At 68.0% G+C, this 24644-nt stretch carries 25 protein-coding genes and 1 tRNA gene; 15 read left to right on the forward strand and 11 right to left on the reverse strand.

Features of this window, described 5'->3' with window-relative positions; all coding sequences use genetic code 11:
• Positions 1 to 6: 6 nt before the first annotated feature.
• The 5 genes from H3309_RS13915 to rsmI are packed head-to-tail and all read right to left on the reverse strand — an operon-like array spanning position 7 to position 2786.
• On the reverse strand, positions 7 to 432 hold the full coding sequence (locus H3309_RS13915; protein ID WP_182295315.1) for a type II toxin-antitoxin system VapC family toxin: 426 nt from the start codon (positions 430 to 432) through the stop codon (positions 7 to 9).
• Positions 429 to 701 carry a type II toxin-antitoxin system Phd/YefM family antitoxin gene (locus H3309_RS13920; RefSeq protein ID WP_243453737.1) on the reverse strand — a complete coding sequence of 91 codons (273 nt, stop codon included), beginning with the start codon at positions 699 to 701 and terminating at the stop codon, positions 429 to 431. The genes H3309_RS13915 and H3309_RS13920 overlap by 4 nt, the downstream gene beginning before the upstream one ends.
• 53 nt (positions 702 to 754) lie before the next feature.
• Positions 755 to 1555, reverse strand: a complete 801-nt coding sequence (locus tag H3309_RS13925) for a SirB1 family protein (RefSeq protein ID WP_182295317.1) — start codon at positions 1553 to 1555, stop codon at positions 755 to 757.
• 11 nt (positions 1556 to 1566) lie between these two features.
• Complete coding sequence (locus H3309_RS13930) at positions 1567 to 1932, reverse strand: YraN family protein (protein WP_182295319.1); 366 nt, start codon at positions 1930 to 1932, stop codon at positions 1567 to 1569.
• The gene (gene rsmI, locus H3309_RS13935) at positions 1929 to 2786 is read right to left on the reverse strand and encodes a 16S rRNA (cytidine(1402)-2'-O)-methyltransferase (protein WP_182295321.1); all 858 of its coding nucleotides are present in this window, start codon (positions 2784 to 2786) and stop codon (positions 1929 to 1931) included. Before rsmI ends, H3309_RS13930 begins: the two co-directional genes overlap by 4 nt.
• A 4-nt stretch (positions 2787 to 2790) precedes the next feature.
• On the opposite strand from rsmI, the gene H3309_RS13940 reads away from it, so the two are divergent.
• Entirely contained in the window at positions 2791 to 4038 is a 1248-nt protein-coding gene (locus H3309_RS13940) for a penicillin-binding protein activator (protein WP_182295323.1), read from the forward strand.
• On the opposite strand, the gene H3309_RS13945 is transcribed toward H3309_RS13940, so the two are convergent.
• The gene (locus H3309_RS13945) at positions 4039 to 5403 is read right to left on the reverse strand and encodes a M20/M25/M40 family metallo-hydrolase (protein ID WP_182295325.1); all 1365 of its coding nucleotides are present in this window, start codon (positions 5401 to 5403) and stop codon (positions 4039 to 4041) included.
• On the reverse strand, positions 5400 to 6569 hold the full coding sequence (locus H3309_RS13950; RefSeq protein ID WP_182295327.1) for an aromatic ring-hydroxylating oxygenase subunit alpha: 1170 nt from the start codon (positions 6567 to 6569) through the stop codon (positions 5400 to 5402). Before H3309_RS13950 ends, H3309_RS13945 begins: the two co-directional genes overlap by 4 nt.
• A gap of 80 nt (positions 6570 to 6649) precedes the next feature.
• Here H3309_RS13950 and H3309_RS13955 point away from each other — a divergent pair, with 80 nt between their 5' ends.
• The 6 genes from H3309_RS13955 to H3309_RS13980 all read left to right on the forward strand — a co-directional run bounded on the left by H3309_RS13955 (position 6650) and on the right by H3309_RS13980 (position 11843).
• Positions 6650 to 6880, forward strand: a complete 231-nt coding sequence (locus tag H3309_RS13955) for a hypothetical protein (protein ID WP_207791511.1) — start codon at positions 6650 to 6652, stop codon at positions 6878 to 6880.
• A 65-nt stretch (positions 6881 to 6945) separates the two neighbouring features.
• Complete coding sequence (locus H3309_RS13960) at positions 6946 to 7473, forward strand: zeta toxin family protein (protein ID WP_243453738.1); 528 nt, start codon at positions 6946 to 6948, stop codon at positions 7471 to 7473.
• 9 nt (positions 7474 to 7482) lie between these two features.
• Positions 7483 to 8829, forward strand: coding sequence for an MFS transporter (locus tag H3309_RS13965; protein ID WP_182295328.1), 1347 nt, complete (start codon positions 7483 to 7485; stop codon positions 8827 to 8829).
• A gap of 168 nt (positions 8830 to 8997) precedes the next feature.
• Positions 8998 to 9804 (forward strand): GNAT family N-acetyltransferase, encoded by an 807-nt coding sequence (locus H3309_RS13970; protein WP_243453739.1) that lies wholly within the window; start codon positions 8998 to 9000, stop codon positions 9802 to 9804.
• A 37-nt stretch (positions 9805 to 9841) separates the two neighbouring features.
• Complete coding sequence (locus tag H3309_RS13975; protein ID WP_182298786.1) at positions 9842 to 10537, forward strand: M48 family metallopeptidase; 696 nt, start codon at positions 9842 to 9844, stop codon at positions 10535 to 10537.
• Positions 10538 to 10562: 25 nt separating this feature from the next.
• Positions 10563 to 11843, forward strand: a complete 1281-nt coding sequence (locus tag H3309_RS13980; protein ID WP_182295331.1) for an MFS transporter — start codon at positions 10563 to 10565, stop codon at positions 11841 to 11843.
• Positions 11844 to 11883: 40 nt separating this feature from the next.
• Here the strand turns inward: H3309_RS13980 and H3309_RS13985 are convergent, their stop codons facing one another.
• Both H3309_RS13985 and H3309_RS13990 read right to left on the reverse strand, forming a co-directional pair.
• Positions 11884 to 12213 carry a hypothetical protein gene (locus H3309_RS13985; protein ID WP_182295332.1) on the reverse strand — a complete coding sequence of 110 codons (330 nt, stop codon included), beginning with the start codon at positions 12211 to 12213 and terminating at the stop codon, positions 11884 to 11886.
• A 17-nt stretch (positions 12214 to 12230) separates the two neighbouring features.
• Positions 12231 to 13370, reverse strand: coding sequence for a class I SAM-dependent methyltransferase (locus H3309_RS13990; protein ID WP_182295334.1), 1140 nt, complete (start codon positions 13368 to 13370; stop codon positions 12231 to 12233).
• 148 nt (positions 13371 to 13518) lie between these two features.
• Between H3309_RS13990 and H3309_RS13995 the strand changes: the two genes are divergently transcribed.
• Together H3309_RS13995 and H3309_RS14000 are read left to right on the forward strand one after the other, a co-directional pair.
• Positions 13519 to 14730: an MFS transporter gene (locus tag H3309_RS13995; protein ID WP_182295336.1), complete on the forward strand. Its 1212-nt coding sequence runs from the start codon at positions 13519 to 13521 to the stop codon at positions 14728 to 14730.
• Positions 14723 to 15880, forward strand: coding sequence for an FAD-dependent monooxygenase (locus H3309_RS14000; RefSeq protein WP_182295338.1), 1158 nt, complete (start codon positions 14723 to 14725; stop codon positions 15878 to 15880). Before H3309_RS13995 ends, H3309_RS14000 begins: the two co-directional genes overlap by 8 nt.
• Here the strand turns inward: H3309_RS14000 and H3309_RS14005 are convergent.
• Both H3309_RS14005 and mutL read right to left on the reverse strand, forming a co-directional pair.
• Complete coding sequence (locus H3309_RS14005) at positions 15877 to 16824, reverse strand: BRCT domain-containing protein (protein WP_182295340.1); 948 nt, start codon at positions 16822 to 16824, stop codon at positions 15877 to 15879. The two genes, H3309_RS14000 and H3309_RS14005, sit on opposite strands and share 4 nt — an antisense overlap.
• Positions 16825 to 16965: 141 nt before the next feature.
• Entirely contained in the window at positions 16966 to 18789 is a 1824-nt protein-coding gene (mutL, locus tag H3309_RS14010; RefSeq protein ID WP_182295342.1) for a DNA mismatch repair endonuclease MutL, read from the reverse strand.
• Positions 18790 to 18873: 84 nt separating this feature from the next.
• Between mutL and H3309_RS14015 the strand changes: the two genes are divergently transcribed.
• The 6 genes from H3309_RS14015 to H3309_RS14040 all read left to right on the forward strand — a co-directional run bounded on the left by H3309_RS14015 (position 18874) and on the right by H3309_RS14040 (position 24600).
• Positions 18874 to 19917: a rod shape-determining protein gene (locus tag H3309_RS14015; RefSeq protein WP_317983327.1), complete on the forward strand. Its 1044-nt coding sequence runs from the start codon at positions 18874 to 18876 to the stop codon at positions 19915 to 19917.
• A gap of 19 nt (positions 19918 to 19936) precedes the next feature.
• Complete coding sequence (mreC, locus tag H3309_RS14020; protein ID WP_182295344.1) at positions 19937 to 20917, forward strand: rod shape-determining protein MreC; 981 nt, start codon at positions 19937 to 19939, stop codon at positions 20915 to 20917.
• Positions 20914 to 21420: a rod shape-determining protein MreD gene (gene mreD / locus H3309_RS14025; protein ID WP_182295347.1), complete on the forward strand. Its 507-nt coding sequence runs from the start codon at positions 20914 to 20916 to the stop codon at positions 21418 to 21420. The genes mreC and mreD overlap by 4 nt, the downstream gene beginning before the upstream one ends.
• Positions 21421 to 21424: 4 nt before the next feature.
• Complete coding sequence (gene mrdA, locus H3309_RS14030; RefSeq protein WP_182295349.1) at positions 21425 to 23362, forward strand: penicillin-binding protein 2; 1938 nt, start codon at positions 21425 to 21427, stop codon at positions 23360 to 23362.
• Positions 23362 to 24468, forward strand: a complete 1107-nt coding sequence (rodA, locus tag H3309_RS14035; protein ID WP_182295351.1) for a rod shape-determining protein RodA — start codon at positions 23362 to 23364, stop codon at positions 24466 to 24468. The genes mrdA and rodA overlap by 1 nt, the downstream gene beginning before the upstream one ends.
• A 56-nt stretch (positions 24469 to 24524) precedes the next feature.
• Positions 24525 to 24600 (forward strand) — tRNA-Lys (locus H3309_RS14040).
• Positions 24601 to 24644 lie beyond the last annotated feature (44 nt).

The raw sequence follows: 24644 nt of genomic DNA on the forward strand, positions 1-24644 counted from the left end.
GCAAGGTCAGGGGACGAGGGTGAGGGTGCCGGTCTCCAGCGCGGCGGCGGCGAAGGGCTGATCCAGCGTCACCAGCGTGGCGCCGATACGCCGACAGATGGCGAGGTGCAAGGCGTCAGCGGCGCGAAGATTGACCGTCGGATGCGCGCAGAGTTGCGCCGCGCTGCGAAAATCATCGGCCTCGACCGGAATCAGCGGCAGGTTTTTCGCGGTCAGTTGCGCGAACCGCGCCATGACCGAGGCACGCTGCACTGCCTGGATCTGCCCGATGCGCGCCTTCATCGAAATCGCCGCGGCAAACTCCGTGACGGCCCATTCGCTGATGCAGTGCTGGGCATCGCGGTGCAGCCGGAACCATTCATAGACTTGCGCAGTTGCTATCTCGTCGGTCAGCAGGCTGACCACGACCGATGTGTCGAGATAGGCTTTCAATACCGTGCATCGTCGCGCATGGCACGCACGACATCGATATCACCGGGCTTGTGTGGCGGCAGGCTATCGGTGAAGCGGCGCAGTTCTTCGAGATCGAGGGGTTCATAGGTGCGCGTCGCGGGGGCCAGCGTCGCGACCGGTTTGCCGCGTTTCAGGATCGTGATGGTTTCGCCGGCAGCGGCGCGTTTGACCAGCGCGCTGAGAGCGGCCTTGGCTTCGGCGAGGTTGATGGCGTTCACGGGTGCGCTCCTGACCAGGTTGTTGGTCATATAGCGGTTTGCGGAGAAGGGGACAAGGTTCAGCGCGCCAAGGCGGCGACGTTTCAGCGCGCGAGCGCGGCAACGGCCGCCTTGATGCGCGCTTCGACCGCTGGATCATGGGTGGTCTCGCGCATCGCGGCGAGGCTTTCGCGGGCGGCGGCGCTGTCGCCGCTCAGCTGTTCCAGCCGGGCGCGGTCCCACCAGAGCGTGCTGACCATCGGGGCGATGGCGGTCATGCGGCGCGTGAGGACAAGCGCGCGCTCGACATCGCCGGCCTTGCGGGCACGGGCGGCGGGGTTGGAAAGCAGGCGGATGAGCGTGGCGCGGTTGGTCATCGGCGCGACATGGTCGGGACGGGGTTTGACGTGGCGCCCGAGGCTGCGGGCGACGATGGCGGCGAGCGCGCCCTCGCCGAGCAGGGCGCCGCCTTCGAACGGGTCGATCAGCACCGAGCCGGGTTCGCGGCCGATGCGTACCAGCACATGACCGGGAACGTTGAGGGCAGCCGCCGCCCAGCCCACGCGACGGGCAAGCGCGACATAGAGCATCGACAGGATGACCGGCAGGCCGCGCCGGCGGGCCAGCATCGACAGCCAGTCGGCATTTTCCGGGGCATCATAGCGCGTGGCGTCGCCGCGGAACCCGTCCTCCACGGCCACCACCTGGGCCAGCATCGCGGCGCGGTCGGCGGCGCTGGCCCAGGGCGAATCGCGGGTCAGCAGGCGGCGGGCCATGGCATCGACGATTTCGCGCGCAAAGGGCAGGTCGGCGTCAGGCGTGTCGGCGGCGGACAGCAGAAGGCCGGCCTCGTCGAGGCGGATGGCCTCGTCGTCGACCAGACCCAGGGCGGCAATTGCATCCATCGCGCGCTCCATCACAACATCCCGATATTGGCGACATGGCGGGGAAAGGAAAAGGGGGCGAGCGCCAGAAGGTCGAGCCGGATTGTCGCAGGACGGTTGCTGCGGACGGCATAGCGCGGGCCGACCTGGCCGACGGCGAGGCGAAGCCGGCGCAGGGCATCGGGCGTGATGGCGGTGAGCGCCTGGGCAATGGTGGGGCGGTATTTCACCTCGACAAAGGCGATGACATCGCCACGGCGGGCGATGATGTCGATCTCGATTCCGGGCGTGCGCAGCCGGCGTTCGAGGATGTTCCAGCCAAACAGGCGGAGCCAGAGAACAGCGATGGTTTCGGCGCGGCGGCCGCGGCGGTCGGACAGGCGCGCGGCACGCCTCATCCCGCCTTCAATTCGAGCGCGCGGGCATAGACGGTGGCGCGCGGCAGGCCGAGGGCGGCGGAGACACTGGCCGCGGCCCTGCCGGCCGGCATAGTGGCGAGCGCGGCGAGGAGCGCGGTATCGAGGTCGGCGGCGGTGGCGGATTGGGCGGCGGATGGCGGCCCGATGAGCACGACGATTTCGCCTTTCGGTTCCGGGGCGTCGGCATAATGCGTGGCAAGGTCGCCAAGGGTACCGCGTCGCAGCTCCTCGTGGCGCTTGGTGAGTTCGCGGGCGACGGCCGCGTCGCGCGCACCCAATGTGGCGGCGGCGTCGAGGAGCATGGCGGCAAGGCGGGGGCCGCTTTCGTAGAAGAGGAGGGTAGCCGGCATGGTGGCGAGGGTGCGCAGTTCGGTCGTTCGCGCCGCGCGCTTGGCAGGAAGGAAACCGGCGAACAGGAAGCGGTCGGATGGAAGGCCGGCGATGCTGAGCGCAGCGATGGCGGCGCAGGGACCGGGCGCTGTGGTGACGGTGATGCCGGCTTCGTGCGCGCCGCGGACCAGGCGGTAGCCGGGATCACTGATGAGAGGTGTGCCCGCGTCGCTGAGCAGTACCACGGCCCTGTCGGCCATGCGGGCGAGAAGGCGGGCGCGGGCTCTCTCGTCGCTGTGATCGTGATAGGGGGTCATGGGGCGGTCGGAACCGGCGGCGCGCAGCAGCGTTGCGGAGACACGGGTATCTTCGCAGGCAATGATGTCGGCGCGGCGCAGCCAGTCGGCGGCGCGCGGGCTGAGGTCCGCGAGGTTGCCGATCGGGCCGGCAACGATATAGAGGCCGGGGGGCAGAGGATCGGTTGCAGAGGTTTTTTCACCCATGAACATGTCTATGGCCCCGCGCCCGGCGCGCCGCCACCCCGTTTTCATCGCGATGCTGGCCGGCGCACTGGCCCTGGCGGGTTGCGCGCGCACCCCGCGGGTGGAGACCGCGCCGCCGGCGCCACCGGTGGTGGTGCCGGAAGCGCCGAAGCCGGAAGCGCCAAAGCCGGTGAACCGGATCGCCGTGCTGGTGCCATTGTCGGGCACCAACGCCGCGGTCGGGCAGAGCCTGGCCAATGCAGCGGCGCTGGCGCTGGCGGACACCAAGGCGACGGGCATCGTGCTGAAAAGCTATGACACGGCGCCCGGTGCGGCGGCGGCGGCGCAGCGGGCGATGGCGGACGGCGCGACGCTGATCCTGGGACCGCTGCTGTCGAATGATGTGGCGGCGGTGCGGGGCGTGACGGCGGCGCGCAACATTCCACTGCTGAGCTTTTCCAACGACGCCGCGCTGGCGGGCGACGATGTCTATGTGCTGGGGTTCCAGCCGGCGCAATCGGTGACGCGGGTGGTGAATTTCGTTCGCGGACGCGGCGTGGAACGGTTCGCCGCGCTGATGCCGGTGGGGATCTATGGCCAGCGCGCCTCGGTGGCGTTCACGCGCGCCGTACAGGCGAGTGGCGGGCGCGTCGTCGCCATCCGCAATTTCGAGCGGGACAGCCGCAAGCTGGTGGCGGCGGCGCGGGCGGTGACCGATTATGAGGCGCGGTTGAAGAAGGCCTCTGTGGCGCTGACGCGGCCCGATGGCACGATCGCTCCAGTGGCCAGCCGGCTGCCGCCGGTGGCGTTCCAGGCACTGATGATCGGCGATTCGGGGACGGTGGCGGGCGCCTTCACCACCCCGCTGGCACAATATGGGGCCAGCGGTTCGAACATCGTGCTGATGGGGACGGAGCTGTGGAACACCGAGCCGGCGCTGGCGCGGGTGCCGGGGCTGCGTGGGGCGTTGTTCGCGGCGGTGCCGGATGCGCGCTTCGGCGGACTGGCGACGCGCTATCGCGAGCGGTTCGGCGGCACGCCGTCGCGGCTGTCCAGCCTCGCCTATGACGCGATGCTGCTGGCGGTGAGCGCCGGGGCGCGCTGGCCGGTGGGGGCGTCGTTCCCGCAGGCGGTGCTGACCGATCCGCAGGGTTTTTCCGGGATCGACGGCATTTTCCGCTTTCGCGGCAATGTGGCGGAACGGGGCCTGGAAGTGCAGCAGGTGGCGCCGACCGGGTTCGTGACCGTGTCGGCGGCGCCGACGGCGTTCTGATCAGCGCGCCAGCTCGCTGATCAGCACCCGCCAATGGTCCACGGCGGGTGCGATCGAGGCGACGCGGACCCGCTCGTTGAGGCCGTGGATGAACACCTCATTCTCGCGCACGAACAGCCCGCCGGTGCCGAAGCTGGGGATGCCCAGCGCGCGGTACCAGACGCTGTCGCTGGCGCCGGCATCCATCGCGGGGACGGCGGTGAGACCGGGGCGGGTGGCGGCGAGCGCCTTTGCGACAGCGGCCATCACGTCGGCACGAAGCGGCGAGGCGGGACTGGAGAGCCAGACGGTGTCGGTGCCGATTTTCACGGCGGGGTCGGCGACGACCTTTTCCAGCTCGGCGCGGACGGCATCGACCGGAACACCGGGAAAGATGCGGCAGTTGATGTTCATGGTGGCGCGTTGCGGCAGGGCATTTTCGGCATGGCCGGCGCTGACCATGGTGGGGATGCAGGTGGTGCTGATCTGGCCGATCAGCCAGGGGTCGGCGCGCAGTGTGGCGATGGCGGCCGGGTCGGCCGGGTTGGCGACGAAGGCGAGCATCGCGGCGCCGGTCCTGCCGCCGCGTTTGCGGCCCTCGGCGGTCAGCGAGGCGCGGGTGATCTCGTTGATCTGCGGCGCGAAGCGGTAGGCATCGATCTTCACCGCGGCGGCGGCGAGCTGCGCGATGGCGTTGGGCCAGGTGGGGAGGCTGCTGTGGCCGCCGGGGTTGGTGACCACCGCCTTGAAATCGGCGTAGGTCTTTTCCGCTGCGGAGATGTTGTAGGCGACAGGCTTCAGATTTTCATCGAGCGTGCCGCCGCCATTGTCGGTGTTGAGCATGAACTCGACGCCGGCGGCCTTGGCGGCGCGGGCCTGGATTTCGGTGGTCTTCCAGTCGGTCTCCTCGTCGCCCGACAGGAAGAGGTGGATGTCGCGGTTGGGTTTGAAGCCGGATGATTTGAGCGCGATCAGCGCGTTGATCGCCATGGTGACGTCGAACTTGTTGTCGTGCGAACCGCGCCCGAAGACGAAGCCGTCCTCCTCGATCGGCGTGAACGGGTCGCGTACCCAGTCCTTCGGATTCGCCTCCACCACGTCCATGTGGCCGGTGATGGCGAAGGGGCGCTTCTTGCCGCTGCCGCGCCAGACCAGGTGCAGGGTGGCGGTTTCGCCGTGGCGGTCGATGGCGACGTCCGATGCGGCAAACCCGCCCGCGACCAGCGCGGTTTTCAGATAATCGGCATAGGCGGGGACCTTGCCGCGGCCCTTTACCGTGTCGAAGGCGATGCCGCGTTTCAGCATCTCCTTGGCCTGCGCGGCATCGCCGGGGGCGGCGTGGACCGGAGCGGCAAGCAGCAGGGCGACGGCAAGCGCGAGCTTCATGCGATAATCCTGTTCGACATTGATGCGATGATTCCATCGACGGTATCGTGGAAGGCCTTCAGGCCGAGTTCGAGGCTGCCGAGCAGCAGGTGATCGACGGCACCGGAGGAGAGGCCCCGCTGGCCGAGTTCTGCCGCGCCGAAATCCTCGGTGCCGAACACCTGGCCATCGAGGAGCGCCCAGCTTTTCGCCCAGTGCGCTTCGGCCTTTTCGTCCTTCGGCGGCTCGGGAATGAGCATGAAATCCTCGACCAGGGTGTGGTCGACCGCCTGCGGCATCAGGGTCATGATGTTCACATAATCCGGGCTGGCGACCACCACCGTGCCCGGCAGCAGTTGATAGGCGTAGGTGACGATGCGGCGCAGTTCCGCCCAGTCGGTCATGTCGATGCCGTCGAGGCCGCCGACGCGCGCGACCGCGCTGCGCATGTGCGGGCCGACGCTGTCGCCGCTGGTGATGCCATCCTGGAAGAAGCGCGCGATGCTGCCGCTGTGCAGGCGCTGGACATGGTAACTTTCGAGGAAGGCGTCCATGATCAGCTTCCAGTTGGCGGCGACGCTGTGGGTGCGGCGGGCGTAGAGGTGCATGTCCTGCAACCCGAGCGCAGTGAAATCATCGCCCAGGGGGCCGGTGGCCAGGCTGAAGTCGGCGCCCGGGCTGAGGGCGGCCCAAATGAGCCCGCCGGCCTCCACGGCTTCCACCGGGATCAGGCCGCGGCTGGATTTTTCGATCCCGGGGAAGGTGTCCGCGCGGGGGATGGCGCCCAGTGCGCCGTCCAGCCCATAGGCCCAGGCGTGGTAGGGACAGATGATGCGCGGGCCGGTGCTGACCTCGGTGCTGTCGAGCAGGCGCGTGCCGCGGTGGCGGCAGACATTGTGGAAGGCGCGCACGGTGCCGGCGCGGTCGCGCGTGAGGAGCAGCGGGACGCCGAAGCCGTCATGCGTGACTGCGCTGTTGGCGGGCAGCAGCGCGGAAGGGGCGATGACGTTGGGCAGGCGGTGGAACAGGCGGGTCTTCTCGGCGGCAAAGCGATCCGGACAGGTGTAGTGGCTGGCGGGCAGTGTGGCGGTGGCAGGGGGGCGGATGGTGGCGGTGCGGCAGGAGTCCGCAAGCGCGAGCTGTGCCGGCGTGGGGCGGCGAGCGGACAGGGGAAAGGGCGCGTTCATCGGCGTCAGAATGCGCGCGTTGGCGCGGCGGGGCAAGCGGCTCTATGGCCAGCGGGCAGATGTTCGGCTAAAGGTTGCACATGGCGACGCGCGCGAAACCGCCGGCGGCGGAACAGGATGACGAACTGGGCGACCTGTTCGAGACCGAGGACGATGGCGCGGCGGCAGAAGCCTTGCTGGCGGCGGGGATTGCGATTTATTACCGCGACCAGTCGATCGCTTCGGACGGCATCGTCAAGGAATATCCGAATGGTCGCCGCGAGGTCGTGCGGGCAACCGATATCGGCGAAGTTCTGGTCCGGCACCTCTGACGGCTGCCGTGTCGCCGCGATTGTGGATTGTGGCCGGGCCTAATGGTGCCGGAAAATCAACCCTGGTGGAACGTTTCCGAAGGGGGCGACTGCCGCTGGTGAATCCTGACATCATTGCGCTCTCGCTGCCATCGTCGGCCGGCGCCCGGCGGGAGTTGCAGGCAGGGCGGATCGCCATTGAGCAGCGGCGGCAGCTTCTGGCGACGCGAGCCGCTTTTGTGATCGAGACAACGCTGACAGGTGCCGGCGAACGGCAGCTGATGCTTTCGGCCATCGATGCGGGATATCGCGTTGGTTTGGTCTATGTCGGATTGGATGACCTGGAGCTTTCGATGTTCAGGGTGCGGGTTCGCGTTGCCACTGGTGGACATGATGTTCCCATCAGCGATTTGAAGCGCCGGTTCGAGCGCAGCCTCGCCAATCTCGACCTTGTCGCGCCGCTGGCGCAGCGGTTGCTGCTGTTCGACAACAGCGGACGGCGGCGACGGTTGCTGCTGTCGCGGCAAGATAGCCACGTGCGGTTCTGCTCATCGGACTGGCCGGAATGGGCGACGCGCTCGCCGGTGCTTGCCGGGCTGGGGAAAGGCGCATAGCAGAGGGGCATGAATGCTTTTTCCGTCGCGCTCGGGCCCTATCTGAAACGTGCGCCGATGGGGGCGCTGCTGCTGGGCATCTCCTCGGGCTTTCCCTTCACGATGATCGCGGCGACGCTGACGACGCGGCTGGCCGAGGCGGGGATCGAGAAGAAGACGGTGACGGCGTTCGCGCTGGCGTTCCTCCTCTATAACTTCAAATTCCTGTGGGCGCCGCTGGTGGACCGGGTGCGGCTGCCGGGCAGCGCCACGCTGGGGCAGCGGCGGATGTGGCTGATCGTTGTTGCCGTCGGCGCGATGGCGGCGGTGCTGTGGCTGGGCAGCGTCGATCCCAATGGCGCGATCACGCGCTACACCCGGGTGCTGCGGATAATGGGGGGTGAATATCATTTCAGCCTGCCGTTCGGCGGCATCTATACCATGGTGGCGGCGACGCTGGCGGTGGCGTTCATGGGGGCGACGTTCGACATCATCATCGATGCCTATCGCATCGAGACGCTGGCGCCCGAGCAGCTGGGCGTGGGCAGCGGCATGAGCCAATATGGCTGGCGCATCGGCAACTGGGCGGCATCGACCGTGGCGCTGCTGGTGGCAACCGCGGCGGGGTGGAGCGCGGCCTATGCCGCCACCGTGATCTTCGCGCTGCCGGCGGTGGCCGCGGCCTTTCTGCTGGGGGAGCCGGCGGACCGGCGGGCGGCGGCGACGGGCGGCGTGATCGCCTCGGTGGTCGAGCCGCTCAGGGATTTCCTGACGCGCCATGGCGCCTGGATCGTGCTGCTGTTCATCCTGGTGCACAAGGTGGGGGATACGCTGGCCAACCTGACACTGCGGCTGCTGTTCAACGATCTTGGTTTCACCAAGCCGGAGGTGGCGTTCTACGATGTCGCCATCGGGCAGGTGGCGCTGCTGGTGGGGATTTTCGTCGGCGGCATCCTCTATGCGCGGCTGGGCATCAAGCGCTCGGTGTTCATTTCGCTGGTGCTGATGGCAGTGTCGAACCTCAGTTTCGCCGGGCTGGCGCTCGCCGGGCATGACGTGTGGGTGATGGCGGCGGCGGTGGGGTTCGAGAATTTCGCCAGCGGTGTCGGCGGCGTGGCGGTGGTCGCCTATCTGTCGGCGCTGTGCAACCTGCGCTTTACCGCGACGCAGTTCGCGCTGCTGTCGGCGGCGGCGTCGATCCTGGGGCGGTTCCTCAGCGGTACGACCTCGGGCGCGATGATCGAGGCGCTGGGTTATGTGAACTTCTACCTGCTGACAACGCTGCTCGCGCTGCCCGGTGTGGCGCTGTTCGCCTGGATGATGAAGGCGGGGATTGTCGATGAGGTGGACCGCGCCGCGCGGGAGGCGCGGCTGTAGATAACCGCCAGAGCACGGCACATCGGCGCCGACGGTCGATCGGCCTTGCGCCTTTCAGGCGACTGCCCGTTGACCCCTCCCAATTGTCACAAAAGTCGGTTATAGCCGTCATAAAGGCAGGTCGCAGGACGGGTTTCGATGGCTTTTCAGATGCTTGGCTCAACCGCCGTGTCGGCGCACGTGTTGGCGGCGGCGCCGTTCATCCATCGTGCCGGGCAGCTGGACGTCCGGGTTGCGACCTCCGAAGAGGAAATCGCCGCGGCGCAGGCCCTGCGCTATCGCATTTTCTATGACGAGATGGGGGCCGAGCCGACGCCGGCGATGGCCCGCGCACGGCGCGACATCGACGATTATGACAGCGTCTGCGACCATCTGCTGGTGATCGACCATGGCCTGGATGGCAAGCCGCATGTGGTGGGCACCTATCGCATGCTGCGGCAGGTGGTGGCGGCGATGCACCGGGGGTTCTACTCGGCCGGCGAATATGACCTGACGCCGCTGTTGAAAACCAGCGCGGAGGGCGGCCAGCTGCTGGAGCTGGGGCGCAGCTGCGTGGCGCCGGAATATCGCAACAATGCGACCATCAGCCTGCTGTGGCGCGGCATCGCCAGCTATCTTCAGACGCACGGGATCAGCCACATGTTCGGCTGCGCCAGCCTGCACGGCACCGAGCCGGCGGCGCACGCGGTGGAGCTGAGCTATCTCTACCACCACCACCTGGCCCCCCCCGAGCTGCGGGCGCGGGCGCTGGACCATGTGCCGATGGACCGGATCCCGGCCGACCGCTATGACCCGCGCGCCGCCAGCCGCGCGTTGCCGCCGCTGGTGAAAGGCTATCTGCGGGTGGGGGCAATGGTCGGCGACGGCGCCTTCGTCGACAGGCAGTTCAACACGGTGGACGTGTTCGTGGTGATGCCGGTGGAGCGGATCACGCGGCGCTATCTGGACCGGTTCACGGCGAACGACGCCGATTGAGGGGGCGGCCATCGCGGCCTATGCTGCCACGGTGGCGATGATTTCCGTTCATGGTCGGCTCTGGCCGTTGAAGCTGCAACGTTCGGCGCGCGCGCGGCGGATCGGGCTGCGGCTGTGTCCGGTGACGCGGTCGGTGCGGCTGACCCTGCCCCTGCGGGCACGTGAAAAGGACGGGCTGGCCTTTGTGCAGGCGCAGCAGGACTGGCTGGCGAAGCAGCTTGCCGGCTGGGACGACGCGCCGGGCGGGCTGCTGCCGGGATCGGTCATCCCATTCGGCGATGGCACGCTGACACTGTACCCGGGTGGCGGCCGGCTGACGTGGCGGGAGGGGGAGCGGCTGCTGGTGGGCGGCAGCGCGGACGCCTTCGCGGCGCGGGCCCTGCGCTGGCTGAAGGCGGAGGCGCTGCGGGTGCTGGAGGCGGAAACGCGCGGCCTGGCGGCGACGATGGGCGGCACCGTCAGCGCGGTCGGCGTGGGGGATGCTGCGCGGCGCTGGGGCAGCTGCTCGACGAAGGGCAACATCCGCTACAGCTGGCGGCTGATCCTGATGCCGGGCTGGGTGCGGCGCAGCATCGTGGCGCATGAGGTGGCGCATCTGCGGCACCCGAACCATGGCGCGGATTTTTGGGCGCTGGCGGAGGAATTGAGCGCGCGACTGTCCGCCGGGCGGCCAGTGGAGGCGCGCAAGTGGCTGCGGGCGCACGGCATGGCCATTCATTCGATCGGACGATAGGCCGGAGCAACCGGCAGGGGGAAGAATGGCGCGAAAATTCGGCCCGGTGATGCCGGAGGACGGCGTCAGCCGCCTGAACATGTGGACGCTGATGGCGGCGGCCTTCGCGACGATTGGCCTGGTGACCGGGATGGCGGTGCTGACCCCTTATCTGCTGACGCAGACGCTGGGGCTGCCCGAAGCGGCGCAGGGGCGGGCGTTGGGGCAGCTGACCATCGTCAACGAGATCGTGCTGATCGCGGCCTACGGCCCGTTGGGCGTGCTGGCGGATCGTTACGGCCGGCGAGTGATCTATGCCGCCGGCTTCCTGGCGATGGCGATCGCCTATGCGCTGTTTCCGCACATGGACAGCCTGACCAGCTTCAGCGCGGTGCGGGCGCTCTATGCGCTGGGGATCGGTGCGGCGACCGGCATGTATGGCACGCTGCTGGCGGACTATGCGGTCGAACGCGACCGCGGCAAGTTGGCGGCAATCGGCGGCATCCTGAACGGGCTGGGCGTGGTGATGATCGCGCTGCTGCTCGGGCGGTTGCCGGCGCTGTTCGTGGCGCGCGGCAGCGATCCCTATGTCGCCGCCGAGCTGACCACGGGCATCGCGGCGCTGTTGTGTGCGGGCGTGGCGCTGATGCTGTGGCTGGGGCTGAAGCGTGGAACCCCTGCGGCGGCGGCGCGATTGCCCTTTCGGGAGACGCTGCGGCGGGGCCTTGCCGCGGGTCGCGCCGAGCCGGACATAGTGCTCGCCTATGCGGCGGCGTTCGTGGCGCGCGGCGATCTGGCGATCGTGGGGATTTTCACCGTGGCCTGGGGCAAGATGGCGGCGGTGCAGGCGGGAATGGCGCCGGCCGACGCGCTGAAGGCCGGGCAACTGCCCTTCATCATCGCGCAGTCCGCAGCGCTGCTGGCGCCGCTGGCGCTGATCTTCGTGCTGGACCGCGTGCAGCGGACGCGGATGCTGGCGATCACCATGGGGCTGGGGGCGCTGGGCTATCTGGGGATGGGGTTCGTCGATGCGCCGCTGGAACCGGCGGCGATACCGTTTTTTGCCGCCCTTGGCGTGGGGCAGATCGCCGCCGTGCTGGGAGCGCAGACGCTGATCGGCAAGGCGGCGCCCGAGGGTGAGCGCGGCGCCGTCATTGGCCTGTTCAACTTCTTCGGCGCGGTGGGGATTTTGATCATCGGCGGGGTGGGGGGCTGGGCGTTCGACCATTATGGGCCAGCGTCGCCGTTCATCATCGTCGGCGTGCTGAATGCGGTGGTAACGGCGGCGGCGGTTTGGCGGGCCGGCCCTCTCCGTCAGCTGCGCTGACACCCCTCCCACAAGGGGAGGGAGGAGCTTGGCAGGGTTGCTACACCTGGCCTTTTTCGATGCTGTCGATAGTCTGCCAATAGGCGCTTTGGCTGTCGCCCTCGGCGAGGTCGGCGAGTTCTTCGCGCAGGATGGCGAACACGCGGTTGAGGAGCGCTTCACGGCGGGCTTCGCGGGCCTCGCGCTCGGGGAGGTCGGGGCGGTGGCTGTCCACCGCATCAGCGGCAAGCCAACCGGCAGCGATGCCGAGTTGTTCCAGTGTGCGAACGCGGTCAGAGAGCACGCTGACCTCGCTGGTGAGCGCCAGCACCATCGCGACCAGCCGGTCGATGCTCGGCTGGTCGTGGAAGGCCGGGCGCTGGCCGCGCACGGTGTCGGGGACGGCTCTCACCGCTTCACCGCCGCAATCAGCCCGAAGCCCTTTTTCTTCGCGGCGTCGATGGCGCTGTTGTTCTGCGACTGGCGGACGACATCGGCGACGAGCGTGTCCTCGATGATGTCGGCCGGGGCGAAGCCGCAGTCGGCAGCCAGGGCGGCGAGGTCGATGCGGCGATACTGCCGCCAGAAGGGCTCGTTGTTGTACCAGGTCTCATTCTCTTGCAGGAAGGTGGCCCAAGGGTCGCTGTCGTCGAACTTCGGCTGATCGACGTGCAGCATGAGGCCGCCCGGCTTCAGCACCCGGTGGCATTCGCGCAGGATCGCGGGCAGGCCCCGCGTCGAGGTCTCGTGCAGCACGATGCTGCTGGTGACGAGGTCGAAATGGCCATCGGGGAAGGGGGTGCTTTCCGCATTGGCCTGGGTGAAATGCACGGCCTTGCCCAGGCTGCCGGCCCGGGCATGGGCATAGCGCAGCAGTGCGGCGCCGACATCGATGCCGTGCACCTCGGCAGAGGGGAAGGCATCGCACCAGGGGAGCGTGGCGTGGCCGACGGCGCAGCCGATGTCCAGGATGCGCGCCGGCGCGAAATCCGGACGCTCGCGGCGCAGCCAGCCGACCGCCAACTGCCCGACGGCGTCATTGTAGGCGCCCATGAGGCCGGACATGTAGAGATAGACGCCGCGGTCATAGACGGCGCCGGCGGCCAGGTCGCCGTCTCCCCTGTCGGCGGTGTAGCCGCCGGGCATGCAGTGGATGTCGATGGCATCGACATAGCGGGGCGGGATGAGGTGGGGATCGAGCGTGAGGCTGCCGAGCGTGGCGGCAGCGGGTTCGGCGGTGTTGGCCGCAACCGCCGGAATGACGCTGGCCCAGAGCAGTTCCTGGCTGCTGCGGCGCGCCGAGGTGTAGAAGCGATACCAGCTGTCGGCGTTCATGGCAGCGCGGATGGCTTTGGGGTCGGCGAGCGCGGTGCCGGTGGCGCGGGCATGGGCCGGGCCGGCGCGCTTGTCGAACACCAGGCGGTTCGCCGGCATCAGGTGGCTGGTGACATGGTTGCGGAGCGTGAAAGCGAAGTCCTGCCGCGCCCGGTCGTCATGGTCGCCCATGACCAGCGCGGCATGATGGCCCTGTTCGGCGATGCGTTTCATCGGCGTCTCCTGCGATGATGGCTCCTACGGCGCCGCGCCAGGACGCTTGCCGGCGGCGGGGAAACTGACCGCGTGGTGGATGACATGCAGCACGTCTTGCCGCAGGACGGTGCAAAGAGCCTAGCTGGCGAAAAGACGGGAGACGGGGATGGCGGGGTTTCTGGGCGAGGCGAAGGCGGGCGGCGGCAAGCTGGTGGTGGCGGGCGCGCTGTGCCTGATGCTGGGGATATCCGCCCTGCCCTTCTACACGCTGGGGGTGTTTGTGAAGCCCGTGTCGGCGGAATTCGGTTGGGAGCGCTCGACCGTGCAGGCGGGCTTTACCGCGATGGTCGGGGCGATGGTGGTGGTCGGCTGGCTGTGGGGCGTGGGCATTGACCGGCTGGGGGCGCGGCGGGTGGGGATCATCAGCCAGTTCGGACTGGCGGCGGGGTTCCTGATCGTCAGCTTCGCGCCGGCAAGCGCGCTCGGCTGGGGGTTGTGCTGGGCGCTGCTGGGGGCGCTGGGCGCGGGCACGGCGCCGGCGACCTGGACGCGGGGTGTGGCGGCGGCGTTCAGCGACGGGCGCGGCACGGCGCTGGGGCTGACACTGATGGGCACGGGGTTCGCCGGCTTCCTGGCGCCGGTGCTGATGACGCCGATCGTGGCGGAGCATGGCTGGCGGGTGGGCTATCAGGTGCTGGCGGGGGCGGTGCTGCTGGTGGGAGTGCCGGTCGCCTTCGCGCTCTATCGGGAGCCGGTGCGGGCGGCGGTCAAGGGCGTGCTGAGCCTGCCGGGGATGGACGTGGGGGCGGTGCTGCGCGGGCGGCGCTTCTGGGTGATGGTGCTGGTGTTCACGGCGGTCACCTTCGGCGTTGGCGGTATCATTCCCAACCTGATCCCGCTGCTGACCGACCGCGGCATGACGCGGGAAGAGGCGGCGCTCTATGCCTCGATCACCGGCGGCATGGTGATTGTGGGGCGGGTGGTGGCGGGGATGCTGTTCGACCGCTTCTGGGCGCCCGGCGTGGGCGCGGCGTTCCTGGCGCTGCCGGCGGTCAGCTGCCTGCTGCTGCTGGGGGACAGCCTGCCACACGGGCTGGCGACCGGCATCGCCGCGGCGTTCGTGGGGCTGGCGGCGGGGGCGGAGTTCGACCTGGCGGCATTCCTGATCGCACGATATTTTGGCATGAAGCGCTATGGCACGCTCTATAGCCTGATGGGCATCGCGTTGCTGCTGCCGGCGGGCATCGCGCCGCCGGTGTTCGGGGCGATGTTCGATTCGACCGGCAGCTATGATGGCGTATTGCTGGTATGCGCCGGGCTGTTCGCGCTGGCGCCGCTGCTGCTGTTCACACTGGGCAAATATCCGCGCCATGACTGAGGTCTGTATCGTCGGCGCGGGGCTGGGCGGGCTCACCTGCGCACTGGCGCTGGCGCGGCAGGGCGTGGGCGTAACGGTGCTGGAGCAGGCGCCGGCGCTGGGGGAGGTGGGTGCGGGCATCACCCTGTCCCCGAACAGCAGCCGGGTGATGGCGCATCTGGGGCTGGGCGAGCGCCTTGCACCACTGGCGGTGGTGCCGGGGACGCAGGTGACGCAGCATTGGCAGAGCGGCGCGGTGGTGCGGACAACAGCGCGCGGGGCGGAGATGCTGTCGCGGCACGGCTTTCCCTATGTCCACCTGCACCGTGCCGACCTGCATGGCGTGCTGGCGGCGGCGGTGGCGGCGGCAGCGCCGGGGGCGATCCGGCTGGGGCAGGCGGTGGCGCGCGCGGGGCGTGATGGCACGGTGACATTGGCCGACGGCCGGAGGCTGGGGCCGTTCGACGCGGTGGTGGGGGCGGATGGTGTGCGCTCGGCGGTGCGCGCGGCGCTGTGGCCGACGGAGCCACCGCCGCATTTCACCGGACAGGTGGCGTGGCGCGGCATCGTGCCGGCGGACGCGCTGCCGGTGGCGCACCGCGCGCATTCGCCGGGCATCCATGTCGGGCCGGGGAAGCTGTTCATGCGCTATCCGGTGCGCGGCGGCAGCCTGGTCAACTATGCGGCGTTTGTGGCGATGGACGGGTGGCGGGACGACAGCTGGTCGATCCGCTCGACGGTCGCCGAACTGCTGGAGCATTTCGGCGACTGGGACGCGCTGGTGCCGGCGATCATCGGTGCGACCGCGGAGGGCCAGTTGTTCAAATGGGCATTGCACGCCCGGGCGCCGCTGGACGATTGGGTGCGCGGCAGGGTGACGCTGCTGGGCGATGCGGCGCACGCCATGCTGCCCTTCCTGGGGCAGGGGGCGGGGACGGCGATCGAGGATGGCATGGTGCTGGCACGCTGCCTGGCGGGCTTTCCGGTGCAGGAGGCGCTGGCGCGTTATGAGGCGGCGCGGCGGGAGCGGACGACGATGGTGCAGGCGCAGAGCCGGATGATCGGCATGGCCTTTCAGGGCGAGGATCCGGCCAGCCTGGGCCGCGGGCCGATGCAGGACGAGGAGGCGCTGGGATTGTTCGATTATGATGCGATAGAATGCAAGGTTTAGTGTTGATCTGCCGATTTCAACATAGATCTCAACGCTTCTTCGAAAGCATATTCACTAACAAAGCTTATTTTAACCCCCTTAGACCGATATTCAAGAACTTTTTCGATTTTCCTGCCATAGTGTGTGGCAGCCCAATCGGGTGAAGCGTTTCCTGCCACTATAAGATACTGTGTTTTCTTTGAGATGTTCGCGTGAAAAATCCCTCCGCATTTCTCAATGGAGCTAACAATGTACGATCTTGGACCCATTCTCAAGGGACCGGTCAACACAAAGCAGGACTGCGCAAAATTTATATTGTTTGCTTCAACAATCATTTGAGGTAAATCAATGACCTTTCCAATGGATGATATACCTGTGTCTGAATAACCATCACCAGTTAACTTAACAAGCCATTCCAATATTTCATTAATTTCTGCTTCAGTTAGTTTTCCATCTTGCATAGATCTGAAAACGGAATATTTCAGATTCTCAAATATCGGATGTTGTTCAATGACTTCAGATTCATTAAATCTGGTGACGATAGCATCGATTTCTTTTGGATGCAATCTGCCGTCACATGCTATACCTGCGCAAAAACCCAAAAACTCATTGACCTCGTCAATCGATTCAATCTGCTGCTCGCTCATCACTGTTGACATGGTCGAATTAATAATTTCTTGTATTTGTTCCAAAACATCTTCTCTAGATTCAAAGCATAGATGATTAAGATCTTCAGACAAATCGCGAGCATCTGGGTCGTTGAAAAATTCAGCAAAATGAGAGGCTTCGGCGATCAAAGATGGTATTTCTTCGTCTTCCAAACGTTTGGAAGCCAAAACACCGGAGAGAAATCCAGCCCAATATGTCTGACGCTTGCGCCTGTTTGCACTAGAGCGAAAAAAAGATACTGATTCAGGATCAAAATAGCGTGCACGCGCATTGGTGATGCCTTTTTCGTGATCCACGTCCTGCTCCCGTCCGTCGATTCATTTTCAAACATATTATAATGCTCGTGCATCTCTGACAATTCGTGGCATGCGGCAGGACAAGAAATCTCAGCGTGTGGCTATATCAGTGTAAGCGTGCGGCTACGCTAAGCAGCCACGCTAACGCCGCCCAAACAGCTTTTCCAGATCCCCCTTCGCCAGTTTGATCCAGGTGGGGCGGCCGTGGTTGCAGGTGCCGCTGTGCGGCGTGGCCTCCATCTGGCGGAGCAGGGCATTCATTTCAGCAAGGCTGAGGGCGCGGCCGGCGCGGACGCTGCCGTGGCAGGCCATGGTGGCGGCGACATGGTCGAGGCGCTCCCGGAGCGCCAGCGGTGCGCCGTGGGCGAGCAGGTCGTCGGCGAGGTCGGTGAGCAATGCGCCGAGGTCGGCGCCGGCGAGGGCGGCGGGGACGGCGCGGACGAGGATGTCGGTGTGGCCGAAACGTTCAAGCGTCAGGCCGAGCGCGGCGAGCGTGTCCGCGTGCGCTTCGAGCCGGTCGGCGGCGGGTTCGTCGAGGCTGATGACCTCGGGCATCAGCAGGCTTTGCGAGGCGGGCGCGGCCTCATGGGCGCGCAGCGATTCGAGGACGAGGCGTTCGTGCGCGGCGTGCTGGTCGACGAGGATGAGACCGTCATCCGCCTCGGCGACGATATAGGTGTTGGCGACCTGGCCGCGGGCGAGGCCGAGGGGATAGCGCTGCGGTGGCGCGGCGGGTGGGGGTTCGGTAAGCGGGCGGCCCTGGGGCACGAGGTCGAAGCCGAGGGCGAGGTCGGCGACGTTTGTGAATGCAGGGGAGGAGGTGGCGTAGGGCGCGGTGGATTGCTGGCCCCCTCCGCTCACGGCGTTGCCGTGAGTCGCTCCCCCGTGCCGGGGGAGAGCCGGTTCGGTGCTTGCGGCATCCCTGTCGCCCAGCGTACTTCGTTGCAAGGCGTGCAATGCGGCAATCGTGGTCAGCGCAACCGGGCGGACGCCGGCGGCGTCGAGGGCGCGGCGCAGCGCCGAGACGATGAGGGCGCGGACGGCGGCTGCGTCGGCAAAGCGGACCTCGGTCTTGGCGGGGTGGACATTGACGTCGACGAAGCTGCTGTCGCAGGTCAGGAACAGCGCAACGACCGGGTGGCGGTCGCGCGCCAGCAGGTCGGCATAGGCACCGCGCACCGCGCCTGACAGCAGCCGGTCCTTCACGGGCCGGCCGTTGACGAACAGATATTGGTGGTCGGCGATGCCGCGACTGGCCGCCGGCAGCCCGGCGAGGCCACCGAGCGCGAGGCCATCGCGGGCGAAATCGACGGCGACCGCGTCGCGCGTCGCCAACAGGTCGAGCACGCGGGCGGGGAGGTCGGGCGCGGCGGCGGCATGCAGCAGCCGGCGGCCATCGTGCAGCAGTTCGAAGGCGACCATCGGATGCGCCATGGCGAGGCGCCGCACTGTATCGATGACGGCGGCGACTTCGCTGCGCTCGCTTTTCAGGAACTTGAGGCGGGCGGGGACGCGGGCGAACAGGCCGTCCACGCTGATGCGGGTGCCGGGCGGGACAGCGGCGGGCGCGTCCTCGGCCATGCTGCCATTGTCCACCACCAGCCGCCAGCCACTTTCCGCCCGCGGGGGCCGGCTTTCCAATGTGAGACGGGCGACCGAGGCGATGCTGGGCAGTGCCTCGCCGCGGAAGCCGAAGCTGTGGATGGCCAGCAGGTCGTCGCCCGGCAGTTTCGAGGTGGCGTGGCGTTCCACCGCCAACCGCAGCTCGGCGGGGTCCATGCCCTGGCCGTCGTCGGCGACGAGGATGCGGGTCGTGCCGCCGCCCGTCAGCTCCACGCGGATGCGCCGCGCCCCGGCATCGAGGCTGTTCTCCACCAGCTCCTTGACCGCGCTTGCCGGGCGCTCGACGACCTCGCCTGCGGCGATGCGGTCGATAAGGTGGCTGGGAAGGCGGCGGATCGGCATGATGACGGTTGCAAGACTTGCTGAAACGGAGCGCCAGCCCTATGCCGCGCCTGATTCCCCATAACGCAGGATAGGGTCGCGGCGTTGAGTTTTTTCAGCAAGATTTTCGGCTTTCTGAGCCAGGACATGGCCATCGACCTGGGGACCGCGAACACGCTGGTCTATGTGCGCGGGCGTGGCATCGTGCTCAACGAACCGTCGGTGGTGGCGATGGAGACGGTGAACGGCCGCCGCCAGGTGAAGGCGGTGGGCAATGACGCCAAGCTGATGATGGGCAAGACCCCCGGCAATGTGGAGGCGATCCGGCCGCTGCGCGACGGCGTGATCGCCGACATCGACGTGGCCGAGAAGATGATCCAGTATTTCATCGACAAGGTGCACGGCCAGTCGCGGCTGCGCAGCTTTCCCGAGATCGTCATCTGCGTGCCGAGCGGCTCCACGCCCGTCGAACGCCGCGCCATCCGCGACGCGGCGAGCAATGCCGGCGCGAGCCAGGTCTATCTGATCCTGGAGCCGATGGCGGCGGCGATTGGCGCCGGCATGCCGGTGACCGAGCCGATCGGCAGCATGGTGGTGGACATCGGCGGCGGCACCACGGAGGTGGCGGTGCTGAGCCTGCACGGCCTTGCCTATACCACCAGCGTGCGGGTGGGCGGCGACAAGATGGACGAGGCAATCATCAACTATGTCCGCCGCAACCATAACCTGCTGATCGGCGATGCGACCGCGGAGCGCATCAATAAGGAGGTCGGCACCGCGCGCGCGCCGGCCGATGGCGTTGGGCGCACCATCGAGATCAAGGGCCGCGACCTGGTGAACGGCGTGCCGAAGGAGATCACCATCAACCAGGGCCAGATCGGCGAGGCGCTGTCCGAGCCGGTGAGCGCGATCGTGGAGAGCGTCCGCATGGCGCTCGAAAATACCGCGCCGGAGCTGGCGGCGGACATCGTCGACCAGGGCATCGTGATGACCGGCGGCGGCTCCCTGCTGGGCGGCATCGACGAGGCGCTGCGCGAGGCGACCGGCCTGCCGGTGACGATCGCGGAGGATCCGCTGACCTGTGTGGCGCTGGGAACCGGCCGCGCGCTGGAAGATCCGGTGTACCGCAAGGTGCTGATGACCTCCTGAGCGGCTGGGGTGAGCGGACGTGGCCTGGCCGAATGACAGTTTTGGCGGGCGTGGACGGCGCAGCAGCTTTGCCCGGCGGGACAGCAATCTGGCGCTGATCGGTGCGCTGCTGACCGGCGTGGTCATCGCCTTTGGCCTGCTGCTGCTGCTGATGGAGCGGGTGAACCCGGAAATCGGCGCGCGGCTGCGGGGCGGCGCGCTGGATGTGGTGGCGCCGGTATGGCGGGTGGTGAGCGCGCCGCTGGACGGGCTGAACGCCGCCGCCGGCAACATCGCCGAACATTGGCGCACGGTGGACCGGTTGCGCGATGCCAATGAACGCATTGCCCGCCTGGAGGCGGAGCTTGCGGCGGCGGCGGCGGACCGGACGGAGAAGGCACGGCTGGCGGCGCTGCTGAAGATGCGACGCGAAACCCGCCGGCTGGTGGCAAGCGCCGATGTCTCCGCCGCCGGCGCCGGCGCGGTGGCGCGCACCGCGGTGGTCAGCGCCGGGCTGCGCCAGGGGGTGCGGCCGGGCATGCCGGTGGTGGCGGCGACCGGCCTTGCCGGCCGGGTGATCGACGTGGGCGAGGGCGCGGCACGGATCCTGCTGCTGACCGACGCGGCCTCCCGCGTGCCGGTGAAGGTGGTGCGGACCGGCTGGACGGGGCTGGCGGCGGGGACGGGGAGGACCCTGCTGGAGTTTTCCTTCGACGGACAATCGGCGACCGACCGGCTGATGGTGGGTGACCGGCTGGTGACCAGCGGCGATGGCGGCCTGTTCCCGCCCGACGTGCCGGTGGGGGTGATCGTGGATGTCGGCAGCAACCCGCCGCGGGTGCGCCCGGCGGCCAACCCGAACGGCCTGGGGCAGGTGAGCATCGAGGCACCGTGGCTGGCGCCGCCGAAAGTGGTGGCGGCGGCGCCGGCGGTGGCGGAAACCGATCTCGCTCCGCCCCCGCCAACGCCACCTGCCGTCACGACGCCGATGGCACCGGCTGCCACGGCGACCACGCGATGACCGGCGTGGACAGCCCGGTGCGGCTTTCCGACCGCCTGCCGCGCGCCTTGCCGACCCTCAGCATCGCGCTGGCGGCGCTGCTGATGTCGGCGCCGCTGCCGCTGCCGCTGAGCATCCTGCCCAACCTGCCGCTGCTGCTGCTGATCTGCTGGCTGTGGGTGATGCCGTCGCTGCTGCCGTCCTGGCTGGCCTTCCTGCTGGGGCTGCTGCTGGATGCGGTCACCGGCGCGCCGCTGGGGCTGAATGCCACGCTGTTCGCGCTGGCCGTGGTGGCGGTGCCGCTGTCGGACACGATGATGGACGCGCATTCGCTGCTGCTCGACTGGTTGTTCGCGGCGCTGCTGATCATCGGCTTCCAGCTGCTCAGCTGGGGCCTGCTGGCGCTGGTGAACCGGCCGGTGGCGCCGTTGCTGCTGCTGGCGCAGGCGGGCACCAGCATCCTTGCCTATCCGCTGGCGGTGTGGCTGGTCGAACGGCTGCAACGTCGCCTGATCCGGAGCTGAGGCGATGGCGGGCGACGCCGAGGCGAAGCGTACCTTCACCCGCCGGGCGCTGTTCCTGGGCGGCGTGCAGGTGGCGGCGGGGGTGCTGCTGACCGGGCGCATGGCGTGGCTGGCGCTGGCCGAGAATGAGAAATATGCGCTGGCGTCGGAGGCGAACCGGGTCGACCTGCGGCTGATCCCGCCGCGGCGGGGGTGGATCGTCGATGCTGCCGGGCTGCCGCTGGCCGAGAACCGCCCAGCCTATGGCGTGGAGCTGATCCCGGCGCTGGCGGGGGATATCGAGGCCGCGCTGGCGACCATCGGCGCCATTGTGCCGCTGGCCGCGGAGGATCGGGCGCGCATCAATACCGACATCGCGGCGCGGCCCAAGAGCGTGCCGGTGTCGGTGGCGACGGACATCGGCTGGGAAGCCTATGCCGCGCTGAACCTGCGGCTGGCCGACATGGCAGGGTTGCAGCCGGTGCGCAGCTTCGTGCGATCCTATCCGCAGGGCAGCGCCTTCGGCCATGTGCTGGGCTATGTCGGGCCGCCGACCGCCGAGCAGTTCCGCGAAAGCCGTGACGCGCTGCTGCTGTTCCCGGGCTTTCGCATCGGCAAGGACGGGGTGGAGAAGGCGCTGGAGCCGGTGCTGCGCGGCGAGGCCGGGGCGCGGCGGGTGGAGGTGAACGCGCGGGGGCGCATCATTCGCGACCTGGACACCCGGCCGGACACGCCGGGGAAGGCGGTGCGGCTGACACTTGATCGCGGCCTGCAGGCGCACGCCGCCGCCCGCGTGGGGGATGGCAGCGCCAGCATCGTGGTGATCGACTGCCAGACCGGCGACATCAAATGCCTGTTGTCCAACCCGGCGTTCGATCCCAACGTCTTTTCCAACCGCATCCCGTCGGCATTGTGGAAGGCGTTGCAGGCAAGCGATCACAAGCCGCTGTTGAACAAGAGCCTGCAGGGGCTCTATGTGCCAGGATCCACCTATAAGCCGGTGACGGCGCTGGCGGCGCTGGGCGCGGGTGTGCCGCCAAGCGACAGCGTGGTGTGCAACGGGCGATACCGCATGGGCAGCAACACCTGGCACTGCCACGGCCGGCACGGCGTGGTGGACATGCGGCGGGCGATCGCCAAAAGCTGCAACGTGTATTTCTATACGATGGCGCGGCGGATCGGCAACGACGCGGTGGCGGCGATGGCGCGGACCATGGGGCTGGGGCAGCGGTTCGAGCTGCCGATGCCGAGCCAGCGGCGGGGCACCATTCCTGATGAGGCGTGGAAGCTGCAACGTTTCGGCAAGCCCTGGACGGCGGCGGAAACGCTGAACAGCTGCATCGGGCAGGGCGATGTGCAGGTGAACCCGTTGCAACTGGCGGTGATGACGGCGCGGCTGGCGAGCGGCATGATGGTGCTGCCGCGCCTTCTGGCGGATGCCCCGGCGGTGGCGTTCGAACCGCTGCCGCTGCCCGCCGACCAGCTGGCGGTGGTGCGGCAGGGCATGTTCGATGTGGTGAACGGTCCGGGCGGCACCGCGCGCGCCAGCCGGCTGCGGCTGGCGGACGTGGCGATGGGCGGGAAGACCGGTACGGCACAGGTGCGGCGCATCACGGCGGCGGAGCGGCGGCGCGGGGTGATCCGCAACGAGGCGTTGCCGTGGAAGCTGCGCGACCACGCGCTGTTCATCGGCTTCGCGCCGGCGGATGCGCCGCGCTATGCCATCAGCGTGGTGGCGGAGCATGGCGGCAGCGGCGCCGGCGCCGCGGCACCGCTGGCGCGCGATGTGCTGACCTTCCTATTCGACCGGGAGCGGGCGGAGAAGGACCTCGCCGCAACCATTACGGAGCGGGAGCGCAAGGCCCGGGCCGCCGCGCGCGCGGCGGAGGCGGCGGCCGCCGCAGCGGCGGCAACATCGGCAGCGCCCGATGACGACGAGGATCGCGCGGGAGGGCCGGGCTGATGTTGCTGAATGCGCGCTGGCCGCAACGCATCCTGGCGCTGCCCTGGGGCATCATCCTGCTGATCGTGGCGATCGGCGGGTTCGGGCTGGTGGTGCTCTATTCGGCGGCCGGCGGCAGCATGCGGCCCTGGGCCAGCGCGCAAGGTACGCGTTTTGCCGTGCTGCTGCTGGCGATGCTGATGCTGAGCCAGGTGGACGCGCGGTTGTGGCTGCGTTTCGCCTATCCGATCTACGCCATCGTGCTGGCGGCGCTGGTGGGGGTGGAGGCACTGGGCGCGATCAGCGGCGGCTCGCAGCGCTGGCTCGATCTGGGCTTCATCCGGTTGCAGCCATCCGAGTTCATGAAGCTGGCGATCATCCTGGCACTGGCACGATTCTACCATTACCTGCCGCGCGGCTATGTTGGCCGGCTGGCGGGCATGTGGCCACCGCTGGCGATGATCGCGGTGCCGGCGGCGCTGGTGATGCTGCAACCCGATCTGGGCACCGCGCTGATGATCGTGGCGGGGGGGCTTTCGGTCATGTTCCTGGGCGGGTTGCCGCTGCGCTGGATTTTCGGGCCGGGCGCGGCGTTGGTGGCGGCGCTGCCGGTGGTGTTCAACCTGCTGCACGATTACCAGAAACGGCGCGTGCTGATCTTCCTGGATCCGGAAAGCGATCCGCTGGGCAGCGGATACCATATCACGCAATCGAAAATTGCCATCGGCTCAGGCGGGCTGACGGGGAAGGGTTTTCTGCAGGGCACGCAGAGCCATCTGGAATATCTGCCGGAACAGCATACCGATTTCGTGTTCGCGACGATGGCGGAGGAATGGGGGCTGGTGGGCGGCGCGCTGCTGCTTCTGGCGTTCGGCATCGTGCTGAACTGGGGCCTGCGGGTGGCAATGCGCGCCGAGACGATGTTCGTGCGGCTGGTGGCGGGCGGACTGTCGATGACGCTGTTCTTCTATGTGCTGATCAATGTGGCGATGGTGATGGGTCTGGCGCCGGTGGTGGGCATTCCGTTGCCGCTGGTGAGCTGGGGGGGGAGCGCGATGATGACCGTGCTGATCCTGATGGGCATCCTCTTGGGCATGAACCGGCAGAAACGCGAGCCGCTGGAATGAACGAAGGGGTGGACAGCGCGCCCACCATTCGCTAATGCGCCGCCTCCCGACGGGATGGACGCATAGCTCAGTTGGTAGAGCAGCTGACTCTTAATCAGCGGGTCCTAGGTTCGAGCCCTAGTGCGTCCACCAAATTTTTCAATGTTTTGCGGAAAATCCGCCTGGGCGAATTGTCG

It is taken from the genome of Sandaracinobacteroides saxicola, from assembly GCF_014117445.1.
Lineage (GTDB): Bacteria > Pseudomonadota > Alphaproteobacteria > Sphingomonadales > Sphingomonadaceae > Sandaracinobacteroides_A > Sandaracinobacteroides_A saxicola.

Coding starts and splice junctions, on each gene's coding strand:
- H3309_RS13920 (WP_243453737.1), bottom strand. CDS start 701: ATGACCAACAACCTGGTCAGGAGCGCACCCGTGAACGCCATCAACCTC.
- H3309_RS13925 (WP_182295317.1), bottom strand. CDS start 1,555: ATGGATGCAATTGCCGCCCTGGGTCTGGTCGACGACGAGGCCATCCGC.
- H3309_RS13930 (WP_182295319.1), bottom strand. CDS start 1,932: ATGAGGCGTGCCGCGCGCCTGTCCGACCGCCGCGGCCGCCGCGCCGAA.
- rsmI (WP_182295321.1), bottom strand. CDS start 2,786: ATGGGTGAAAAAACCTCTGCAACCGATCCTCTGCCCCCCGGCCTCTAT.
- H3309_RS13940 (WP_182295323.1), top strand. CDS start 2,791: ATGTCTATGGCCCCGCGCCCGGCGCGCCGCCACCCCGTTTTCATCGCG.
- H3309_RS13945 (WP_182295325.1), bottom strand. CDS start 5,403: ATGAAGCTCGCGCTTGCCGTCGCCCTGCTGCTTGCCGCTCCGGTCCAC.
- H3309_RS13950 (WP_182295327.1), bottom strand. CDS start 6,569: ATGAACGCGCCCTTTCCCCTGTCCGCTCGCCGCCCCACGCCGGCACAG.
- H3309_RS13955 (WP_207791511.1), top strand. CDS start 6,650: ATGGCGACGCGCGCGAAACCGCCGGCGGCGGAACAGGATGACGAACTG.
- H3309_RS13965 (WP_182295328.1), top strand. CDS start 7,483: ATGAATGCTTTTTCCGTCGCGCTCGGGCCCTATCTGAAACGTGCGCCG.
- H3309_RS13975 (WP_182298786.1), top strand. CDS start 9,842: ATGATTTCCGTTCATGGTCGGCTCTGGCCGTTGAAGCTGCAACGTTCG.
- H3309_RS13980 (WP_182295331.1), top strand. CDS start 10,563: ATGGCGCGAAAATTCGGCCCGGTGATGCCGGAGGACGGCGTCAGCCGC.
- H3309_RS13990 (WP_182295334.1), bottom strand. CDS start 13,370: ATGAAACGCATCGCCGAACAGGGCCATCATGCCGCGCTGGTCATGGGC.
- H3309_RS13995 (WP_182295336.1), top strand. CDS start 13,519: ATGGCGGGGTTTCTGGGCGAGGCGAAGGCGGGCGGCGGCAAGCTGGTG.
- H3309_RS14000 (WP_182295338.1), top strand. CDS start 14,723: ATGACTGAGGTCTGTATCGTCGGCGCGGGGCTGGGCGGGCTCACCTGC.
- mutL (WP_182295342.1), bottom strand. CDS start 18,789: ATGCCGATCCGCCGCCTTCCCAGCCACCTTATCGACCGCATCGCCGCA.
- mreD (WP_182295347.1), top strand. CDS start 20,914: ATGACCGGCGTGGACAGCCCGGTGCGGCTTTCCGACCGCCTGCCGCGC.
- mrdA (WP_182295349.1), top strand. CDS start 21,425: ATGGCGGGCGACGCCGAGGCGAAGCGTACCTTCACCCGCCGGGCGCTG.
- rodA (WP_182295351.1), top strand. CDS start 23,362: ATGTTGCTGAATGCGCGCTGGCCGCAACGCATCCTGGCGCTGCCCTGG.